Source organism: Eubacterium sp. AF15-50, assembly GCF_934835595.1.
Taxonomy (GTDB): domain Bacteria; phylum Bacillota; class Clostridia; order Lachnospirales; family Lachnospiraceae; genus Eubacterium_G; species Eubacterium_G segne.
Genome location: NZ_CAKVZL010000078.1, coordinates 1 through 10220, shown reverse-complemented (window position 1 = coordinate 10220; position 10220 = coordinate 1). Strand labels below are relative to the sequence as shown.

The following is a 10220-nucleotide window of genomic DNA, read 5'->3' as shown; positions in this document are numbered from 1 at the left end:
TCCTCAGGAACCTTTGTCTCAACAATCAGGTAAAGTCCAAGGTCAAGATTGTCCTTTGATGTTACACCCGTGTCTGATGTAAGGTCCATTGCTGTTCCGCCCTTTGCATACTCCTCCAATTTGTTCTTTGCTTCAATGCCCTTTTTTAATGTGTCTGATAATGCACTGTTGATTTTGTCTGATGTAAAATAGCTTTTTCCATTTATTACTTTTTTGTCACTGTCTGATAAACCAAGAATTGTCTGAAGTTCTTCCGGTATTTCATACTTAATGCTTACCACACCGTTGTCCTCATCCTGAGCGATGTCTCCGACCTTTATGTATGTAAACTCAACGCCCTTTATGGCATATTTCTTAAGTGCATCTTCCGCTGCACTGTTCTTCTTTCCGTCTGACACAAAGCTGTCGGTGTCAACACTGTCATTACCTGCTGCGGTCATGTCATACTTGTGTATAGTAATGCTTCCCTTTTTGGTACTGTCAATGGTTGTATCATCTGCAAAAACCACTGAACCCATGCACAGCGACATGATAAGCGCCATGCTCATTAATGCTGAAATAAGTTTCTTAACTACTACCACGTAATATTCCTCCATAATTTAACTATAATATTCAAAATATTTACTAATAGTTGTAAATCTAAACCAGTGCTATATAGTAGATGCAAACAAAGAGCTGAAAAATCTACGAAGTTAAGCTGTCCTTAAAATTAAGCTACCGTCTAACATGGCTGTCCGGTTCTCCGACTAAACCCACTACACCTGGTCTAAATTTTTCCTATTATGAAATGTCACTTCCGGCATGCGTCGGAAATTTTCTGATTTAAATCCAATAAACTTTTAATATTTACATGTAATTTTTTAATGTACATACTTTACATTCACATATTCATTATATATTTGCACCTTTTTATGTGATTGTATTATTTGATATTACGCGTATTTATATATCATATGATACTCGGTACATTTTTAATACTACATCATTTCTTATAGTAAATCAATCACTTTTTGTTATTTTTTATAAATATTTTGTAACTTTCTATTGGATTGTGGGTTTTGATAAGTATAAATTGCGTAGTGATAAAAAAATTGGGATGTATTAGCAGACATCATACTCTTCAAAATAAATATTTTCTATTTTAGGCAAAAAAACACATGTAAGGCTGACATTACATTACAACCACTACATGTGTTCTGATTTTACTGTATTTAATTTTTTCTTCCTGCAAGAGTTCTGCACTTTTCTGTATCTCGCTGTATCTGCTGCTTCAACTCTTCCATGTTACTAAAGGTTCTCTCCGGTCTTATGAAATCAAAAAATAACACCTGTATTATTTCACCGTATACGTCTCCTTCATAATCCAAAATATTAGTTTCAACCTTTATCTTCTTTCCACTTTCCACTGTAGGATTTACCCCTACATTGGTTATGGAGTCAAATTTTTCGCCATTTATAACCACCTTGGTTCTATAAACACCGTTAGGCGGCAACAACTTTACTGCCTCGGGAATAATATTAGCCGTAGGGAAATTTATTGTTCTTCCCAGCTGTTTGCCATGCTCAACCCTTCCAATAACACTATAAGGGTGGTCCAGCATCTCATTAACCTCTGCCATATCACCTTTTGATATTTTCTCCCTAATGGATGTACTGCTAATATCTTTGTTGTGATACTGCTCTTTTTCCACCACAATCAGATTATATCCATATTTTTTCTGGTTACTGCGAAGGAACTCCACATCCCCCTTAGCCATTGCTCCAAAGTGAAAATCCGTTCCACAAACTATAGTTGTGGCACCGATTTTTTCTTTTAAAATATCCTTAACAAACATTTCAGGTGTTAATGCAAGAAACTCTTTTTTCATGGGCATCTTCATATACACGTCAATGTTTTGTTGTTTGCAAAGCATCTGCTTTTCCGATTCTGTTACAATAGTCTTGTTGGCATTGTCCTCTAAAAAAGCTTTAGGAGAGGTTTCAAAGGTCAATACAACCTTCTGCCTTCCATTGGCATTTTTCCTTATTTCCTCAAAGAGTTTTTCGTGACCCTTATGTATGCCGTCAAACTTTCCTATTGTAACAATTGTATTCTTTAGTTTTATATTATCAGTTATTGAAATACACTGCATATTTTCTCCTTAATCAATTACGTGAAATATGCCCTGTTACAAGCCTTATAAAAACATCTTCACCGATTTATATATCTGTTTTTCGCTGTTAAACTTATATAATCCTATAAATTCTCCCTCAGAAGTATACACTCTTACAATCTGTCCATCTTCATGGTTCATTTTTAAAAATGTATTTCCGGATGTAAAAATATTACCATTATATACAAGCTTTTCAGCGCCTTTAGACACCATGCATTTTGAATAATTTTCCAGCATTTCATCCACCGGTGTAATATAATCCTCCAATGTATTATTATCTCTGAATTCTTCAATCTGCTTTAGGGTTATACTGTCTTCAACACTAAATCTTTCCACCTTGGTTCGCACCAGCTTCTCCATACAGCCACCAACTCCTAAGTCCTTTCCTATATCATGACACAAAGTTCTGATATATGTTCCCTTAGAGCATGTAACATGTAAATCAACCCTTGGAAGTTCCATTTTAGTTACCGTTATATCAATTATTCTGCAATGTCTTGCAGGTCTCTCAATAACTTCTCCACGTCTTGCCAGATTATATAACTTTTCACCACCTATTTTTATGGCTGAAAACATTGGTGGAATCTGGTCGTAATCGCCAATATAACTTTTTATGGTTTCAAAAACCTTATCCTCTGACAGTTCCATAATACTATCAGTATCCGCCTTACTTATTACTTCCCCTGAAGTATCCTGGGTATCTGTATCTAACCCCAGCAATAATGTTGCATTATATGTTTTATCCTTTTCAGATAAAATATCACACAACTTAGTTGCCTTGCCTAAACATACGGGAAGCACTCCCACCGCATTAGGATCAAGAGTGCCCATATGACCTATTTTTTTCTGTTTTAAAATTCCCCTAAGTTTTGCCACAACATCATGAGATGTAAAACCCGGTTCTTTATATACGTTAATTACACCATTAATCATATATTTATTCCTTATCAATATTCATTACAAATCTTCTTTTATTGATGACAATACCTTTGCAACCACTTCATCTAAAGTGCCTTTTACTTCAAATCCGGCAGCCCTTACATGTCCGCCACCACCGAAACTCACTGCAATTTTGCTTACATCCACATATTTTTTTGAACGGAGGCTTATTTTATAAGTATCCTCCTTTAACTGGTATGCAAACATAGCGACCTCCACACCATCAACATTTCTTATGGAAGCGATTACTGCATCTAAATCATTTGTGGTAACATTATACTTCTTCATTGTATCAAAAGTGCAAACTCCATATATGCACTTTCCTTCCATACAAAGCACTGTTTCGCTTTGTATTTTCGCCGTAACCATCATCTGGTTATAGGTTTTTCTGTAAAATGTTTCCTCTAAAATTTCATTTGGCTTAACGCCAAAATCTATCATTTTTGCTGCAATGCGCATAGTCTCAGCCGTTGTGCTCTGAAATCTGAAAACTCCTGAATCATGAGCAATTCCCATATACATGGGATCAGCAACAGTTTTATCAAATTTGTCCTCATCTAAAACATTAAATAAAACCTCACTGGCAGAACTTGCCTCTGCCACAATATAGTTATAATCCGCATATCCTTTATTGCTTTCATGATGATCTATACAAGCTGTACGCCTTGCATTAGTGAAGAACTCCTCATTCTGACCTAACCGGTCTAAACTTGCAGTATCAAGGGATATAAACAAATCATAAACCGTACCATCATATCCACTGGTATCTATTTCTTTAACACCCTTAATAATATCAAATTTGCTGTCGACATATTCCAGATAAACTTTAACTTGTAAATCCGGTCTGTTTTTTTTCAGATAATTATAAAGAGCCATGCATGAGCCTACGCAATCTCCATCCGGTCTTACATGCCCTGCAATTCCCACAGTTTTAGAATCACCTATAATCTCATCAATCTTCTTCATTCTTTACCTTTACTCTTCATTCTTTCTAACATCATCAATTAACTTAGACATTCTCATTCCATACTCAATAGACTCGTCCATAATAAACTTAATCTCCGGAGTATTTCTAAGATTTACCGTTCTGGCTAATTCCCTGCGGATAAAACCTGCAGCACTTTTAAGTCCTGCCAATGTTTCAGCCTTTGTTTCATCGTCGCCTAAAACGCTAATATATGCCTTACAGTATTTAAGATCCGGTGTGACCTCAACTGCGGTCACACTGGTCATTATTCCCACTCTCGGATCTTTAAGTTCTCTGATAATGTTACTTAATTCTCTTTGAACTTCCCCGTTAATACGGGTATTTTTTATACTATTCTTTCTCATTCTTCTTACCTCGGTACTTCTACCATAATATAAGCTTCAACCTGGTCGCCTTCGGCAATTTCATTAAATCCGTCAAATACAAGTCCACATTCATATCCTGCCTTAACTTCCTTGACATCATCCTTAAATCTCTTAAGAGATGCAACAGGTCCTTCAAAAATCTGTTTTCCTTCTCTTGTTACTCTTGCCTTGCAACCTCTTTGCATTGAACCATCTAATACATATGAACCGGCAATATTTCCAATACCTGAAGCCTTGAAAATCTGGCGGATTTCTGCATGACCGATAACCTTTTCTTCATAAATCGGTTCAAGCATCCCCTTCATTGCACGCTCAATATCATCTATAGCTGTATAAATTACAGAATATAATCTAAGGTCAACATTTTCATTCTTTGCTGTTTCTTCTGCTCTTGCGTCAGGCTTAACATTAAATCCAAGAATAATTGCGTTAGATGTTGATGCAAGTATAACGTCTGATTCGTTAATTGCACCTACACCACCATGAATAACCTTAACTTCTACTTCGTCATTAGATAACTTAATAAGACTCTGCTTAACAGCTTCTACTGAACCCTGAACGTCAGCCTTAATAATAATATTAAGTTCCTTAAGTTCTCCGGCTTCAATCTGTGAATTAAGGTCATCTAATGAAATTCTAAACTTATTGCTTTCCATAAGTTTAGCCTTGCTATCCTCAACAAATGTATTAGCAAAATCCTTAGCTTCATTTGCTGTCTTTGTTGAAACAAATACTTCACCGGCATTTGGCACTCCGTTGAGTCCTAAAATTTCCACAGGAGTAGATGGACCTGCTGACTTAATTCTGTTACCCTTATCATCTGTCATAGCTCTGACTCTGCCGTGATTTGCTCCGGCTGCAATATTTGCTCCAATATTTAATGTACCCTTCTGTACTAAAACTGTAGCAACCGGTCCTTTACCCTTGTCAAGCTTAGCTTCAATAACAATACCTCTTGCCTCACGGTTAGGATTTGCCTTAAGCTCTAATACATCTGCCTGAAGCAATACCATTTCAAGAAGGTCATCAATACCTTCCTTAGTGTGGGCTGATACAGGAACCATTTCTACATTTCCACCCCAGTCTGAAGCTAAAAGTCCGTGCTCTGCAAGTCCCTGCTTAACTCTGTCAATATTTGCTCCCGGCTTATCAATCTTATTAATAGCTACTATAATTTCAATTCCTGCTGCCTTAGCATGGTTAATAGCTTCAACAGTCTGTGGCATAACACCGTCATCTGCTGCAACTACAAGAATTGCAATATCTGTTGACTGTGCACCACGCATACGCATTGCCGTAAATGCCTCATGTCCCGGTGTATCAAGGAATGTTATTGTTCTGTCATTAATTTTAACAACAGATGCACCAATATGCTGTGTAATACCACCTGCTTCACCTGAAATAACATTAGTTTGCCTGATGGCATCAAGAAGTGATGTTTTACCATGGTCAACGTGTCCCATTACACATACAACAGGAGGTCTTTTAACCATAAGGCTCTCATCCTCTTCGTCCTCTTTAAGAAGTTCTTCGATAATATCTACCTTTTCTTCTTTTTCACACATAATATCATAGCCCATAGCTATTTCTTCTGCACTGTCAAAATCAACCTCAGTATTTACCGTAACCATTTTTCCTTCAAGGAATAATTTCTTAATAATAGCTGATGGCTGCATTTTCATCTTTTCAGCAAGCTGGGCAATTGTAATGAAATCAGGTACTTCAATAACCTTGATTTCCTCTTTCTTTTCTTCTTTCTTCTTTGGCTTTTCCATTACAGGTTTTGAAAGGTCAATTCTCTTTCCATTCTTGCCCTTTCTTCCGCCATCTTCGTAATTCTTCTTATTACGCTCCTGTCTGTCCTGACGAATCTTGTTTTCTCTTGACTTTCTGTTCTTATCCTGAATTGGTTCTGCCGGAGTATCGTTTCCTCTGTCATTTCTTCTGAAATCACGTCTGTCGTCATTTCTGTTGTCATTTCTGTTATTTCTGTTCTGGAAATTTCCACCGTTTCTGTTATCACCACGATTTCCGTTACGGTTGTTTCTGTCGTTATTTCCATTTCTGTCACGGAAGTTGCCGTTATTTCTGTCATTGTTACGGTTTCCGTTTCTGTCATTTCCACCACGATTTCTGTCATCATTTCTGTTATCGTTTCGGTTATTTCTGTTCTGGAAATTTCCGCCATTTCTGTTATCACCGTTTCTGTCATTATTTCTGTTGTCACCACGGTTTCCGTTACGGTTATTTCTGTCATTATTTCCAAATCTGTCGCCATTTCTCTTTCCGTTACGGTTATCATTTTTAGGCTGGTTATTTCTCTGCTGTCTGTTATCAGGCTTTGCTGTCTCTTTCTTTTCCGGCTCTGCCTTTTTAACATCGGCTATTTTTTTGTCCTCAACTTTAACATTCTTGTTTTCTTCAGTCATCTGTGTCTCTTCTTTTTTCTCTATTGCTTTTTCATTTTTTTCTTTATTTTCCGGCTTAACTGTTTCAGATTTTTCTTCTGTTTTTTTCTCAACCGGTTCCGCCTTAACTTCAGGCTTTGACTCCGCCTTTATCTCCGGTTTAACTTCTGCCCTAGTTTCAACCTTTGATTCCGCCTTTACTTCCGGCTTAATTTCAGATTTAACCTCCGGCTTAACCTCTGTCTTAGTTTCAACCTTTGGCTCCGGCTTTACTTCCTCTAAACTCTTTGCAACTTCTTCTACCTGCTCAGATGACTTTGAGTGATGCTTATGCTCACCTTCGCTGTGTCGTCTTCGTCTTCTCTCGCCTTTTCCATGTCGCTCCCCTGTCCTTACAATACCTTTACTGGTAATTAAAACTCTAGGCTTTGACTTTTCTTCTTTTTTAGCATCTTCATCAGATGATGTTCCATCACCCTTTTGGGCGAACTTTTTCTTTACATATTCTATATTGTCATCTTCTATTGAACTTGCAGGTAATACTTCGCCTTTCTCACTAAGCGCCGTAACTATATCTGCACTTTTTATATCTAATTCCTTAGCTAACTCTCGTACTCTCATTTTTGCCATTTAGCTACCTCCATTTTAATTATTTTCCGTTAATATGTTAATAATTGACTTACTAAAGCCTTCATCTGATATTGCTATGGATGCACGTTCCTGATTCCCTGTAGCCTTTCCCAGCTGGCTGCGACTGCCACAAACAAAAACCGGTATTTTATAAAAATCACATTTATTAGTAAACAATTTCTTTGTATTGTCCGATGCATCTTCCGATACAATAACCAGTTTTGCTTTTCTCTCTTTCACTGCCTTTTCCACTGAAAATTCACCTGAAAAAGTTTTGCCTGCCTTAGTTGCTAAACCTATCATGGAAAAAACTTTGTCCGGTACATCATTTTTTAAAACACTATTCATTTACATCACCTAATTCCTTTTTAAGCTGCTGATAAACTTCCTCACTTATCTGTGAAATCTTAAGTGTCTTTTCCAGCCCCTTGTTTTTAACTGCCTTTTCAAGGCATTCTTCATTAGGACAAATGTAAGCGCCTCTGCCGTTTTGTCTTCCGGTAACGTCTACAAATACGTTTCCTTCCTTATCACGGACAACTCTGATTAAATCTTTTTTGTTTTTTACCTGTCTGCACCCGGTACAAGTTCTTGTAGGGATTTTTTTCACCTGACCCATAACACTATCTCCTATGCCTGCTCTGTTTCTGAAGGTTCTTCTGTTTCTTTCTCGTCGTCATATTCTTCTTCGTCGTATTCATCATCGTAATACTCATCATCATAGTATTCATCGTCATAATACTCGCCATCGTAAAACTCTTCTTCATCATAGTAGTCTTCATCATTAAACTCATACTGAATATTTTCAGCCTTAGCCTGTGACTCACTCTTAATGTCAATTTTAAATCCTGTAAGTTTAGCTGCAAGTCTTGCATTCTGTCCTTCCTTACCGATTGCAAGAGACAACTGAAGATCAGGGACAACTACCAATGCTTCCTTATTATCCGGATCAGCAAGAACCGCTACTACCTTTGAAGGGCTTAACGCATTTTCAATTAAAATGGCCGGATTGTCACTCCAGTTTATAATATCCATCTTTTCATCCTGAAGTTCATCTACAACAGCATTTACTCTTGCGCCGTTCATACCTACGCATGCACCTACGGCATCAACATTCTTATCGTTAGACCATACCGCAATTTTTGTTCTTGAACCTGCCTCTCTTGCAATGCTCTTAATTTCAACTGTTCCGTCCTGAATTTCAGCAACTTCCTGTTCAAATAATCTCTTTACAAGTTCAGGATGAGTTCTTGATACAACTACTCTTGGTCCCTTACCGTTATCCTTAACTTCAGTTACATATAACTTAATTCTGTCATTTGGTCTGAAGAATTCTCCCGGTGACTGCTCTTTTTCCATAAGAACTGTATCTATCTTTCCTAAGTTAATACTGATATTCTTTCCGTTTATTCTCTGTACAATACCTGTTATTATATCGTTTTGCTTCTCATAATATTCCTGATAAAGGCTCTTTCTTTCCTCTTCACGCATTTTCTGTAAAATACCGTTCTTTGCACTTTGTGCGGCAATTCTACCAAAATCTCTTGCCTGAATTTCTACATTAACAGTATCATCTATGTCATAGCCTGCCTTAATGCTTCTTGCATCTTCTAAGGAAATCTCTGTAACAGGATCATTTACTTCTTCAACAACCTTTTTCTGTGAGTAAATGTGAAAATCACCTGTTTCTCTGTCCATTGTTACAACAACATTATCTGCTTTATTAAAGTTATTCTTATATGCCACTACCAAATTACTTTCAATTGCCTCAAATAATGACTCTTTACTAATACCTTTTTCCTTTTCCAACAATTCTAATGCTGCAATTAACTCTTTGTTCATTTTTTTATTATCCTCCTAAAAATCAATGGTTAATCTGACAAGTGAAACATTTACCCTGTCAATATTTATTTCACTACCGCTTTCATCTTCGATAGTAATAGTATCTTTATTATATGCCTTAAGCAATCCTACATACTGCTTGTTGCCATCAATGGCTCTGTATAAGTGAATTTCAATTTCCTCACCTATGCTTCTGTCAAAATCCTTATCCTTTTTTAGCGGACGTCCAAGTCCCGGAGAACTAACCTCTAAAATATAAGGGTCGCTGATGAAATCTTCTTCATCTAATAAATCACTTAATTTTCTGCTTACTGATTCTAAATCATTAATGGTAATCCCTCCCGGTTTGTCCACAAAAGCTCTTAAGTACCAGTTACTTCCTTCTTTTACATATTCAACATCAACAAGTTCAAAACCTTTCTCATCCACAATAGGCTGTAACAGGGCTTCTGTTTTCATTTCGTATTCTTCTCTTCTTGACACTAAGACCTCCTACTTTAACTTCCAACACAAAGGAGCGAACCTTTGTGGTTCGCTCCTTACTATCTAGTCAATATTCACCTTATTACTATAGACCTTTATTTTACGGGTGTCAACCCCTAATTAAAAACTTCTGCCTGCCAAACTTTCACCTGTCACAAATAAAAAACTCCTACCTGTCAGACAGATAGAAGTTCCTCCATAAGCAGCTCGTAGGGGAATTGAACCCCTGATTCCGCCTTGAGAGGGCGGCGTCTTAACCACTTGACCAACGAGCCTAAAAAATGTTACTGTATTATTATAACAATAAAGTGACATTTTGCAAGTACTTTTTGCTATAATTTTGAAATTTTGAAATTTGAAAGGAAACCTATTGATAATGGATTGGATATACGGAAAAACATTGCTTATAACC

General features: G+C 36.9%; 10 protein-coding genes and 1 tRNA gene. All 11 read right to left on the bottom strand.

What is annotated here, in order from left to right; genetic code table 11:
- Positions 1-581: pilin N-terminal domain-containing protein (locus tag Q5O73_RS08545; RefSeq protein WP_302669468.1), on the bottom strand; the 581-nt coding region annotated here is incomplete at its 3' end.
- A gap of 630 nt (positions 582-1211) precedes the next feature.
- Entirely contained in the window at positions 1212-2132 is a 921-nt protein-coding gene (locus Q5O73_RS08540) for a bifunctional riboflavin kinase/FAD synthetase (RefSeq protein WP_021953357.1), read from the bottom strand.
- Between the two features lie 45 nt (positions 2133-2177).
- The gene (truB, locus tag Q5O73_RS08535; RefSeq protein WP_302669467.1) at positions 2178-3086 is read right to left on the bottom strand and encodes a tRNA pseudouridine(55) synthase TruB; all 909 of its coding nucleotides are present in this window, start codon (positions 3084-3086) and stop codon (positions 2178-2180) included.
- A 24-nt stretch (positions 3087-3110) separates the two neighbouring features.
- Complete coding sequence (locus Q5O73_RS08530) at positions 3111-4058, bottom strand: bifunctional oligoribonuclease/PAP phosphatase NrnA (RefSeq protein ID WP_118588969.1); 948 nt, start codon at positions 4056-4058, stop codon at positions 3111-3113.
- Between the two features lie 9 nt (positions 4059-4067).
- Entirely contained in the window at positions 4068-4424 is a 357-nt protein-coding gene (gene rbfA, locus Q5O73_RS08525) for a 30S ribosome-binding factor RbfA (protein WP_021953359.1), read from the bottom strand.
- 5 nt (positions 4425-4429) lie between these two features.
- Positions 4430-7483, bottom strand: coding sequence for a translation initiation factor IF-2 (gene infB, locus Q5O73_RS08520; protein WP_302669466.1), 3054 nt, complete (start codon positions 7481-7483; stop codon positions 4430-4432).
- 15 nt (positions 7484-7498) lie between these two features.
- Positions 7499-7831 carry a ribosomal L7Ae/L30e/S12e/Gadd45 family protein gene (locus Q5O73_RS08515; RefSeq protein WP_021953361.1) on the bottom strand — a complete coding sequence of 111 codons (333 nt, stop codon included), beginning with the start codon at positions 7829-7831 and terminating at the stop codon, positions 7499-7501.
- A complete protein-coding gene (locus tag Q5O73_RS08510; RefSeq protein WP_021953362.1) occupies positions 7824-8102 on the bottom strand; it encodes a YlxR family protein in 279 nt (92 codons plus the stop codon). Before Q5O73_RS08510 ends, Q5O73_RS08515 begins: the two co-directional genes overlap by 8 nt.
- A gap of 11 nt (positions 8103-8113) precedes the next feature.
- Positions 8114-9325: a transcription termination factor NusA gene (gene nusA, locus Q5O73_RS08505; protein WP_021953363.1), complete on the bottom strand. Its 1212-nt coding sequence runs from the start codon at positions 9323-9325 to the stop codon at positions 8114-8116.
- A 15-nt stretch (positions 9326-9340) separates the two neighbouring features.
- On the bottom strand, positions 9341-9808 hold the full coding sequence (gene rimP / locus Q5O73_RS08500) for a ribosome maturation factor RimP (protein ID WP_021953364.1): 468 nt from the start codon (positions 9806-9808) through the stop codon (positions 9341-9343).
- Between the two features lie 203 nt (positions 9809-10011).
- A tRNA-Glu gene (locus tag Q5O73_RS08495) sits at positions 10012-10083 on the bottom strand.
- Positions 10084-10220 lie beyond the last annotated feature (137 nt).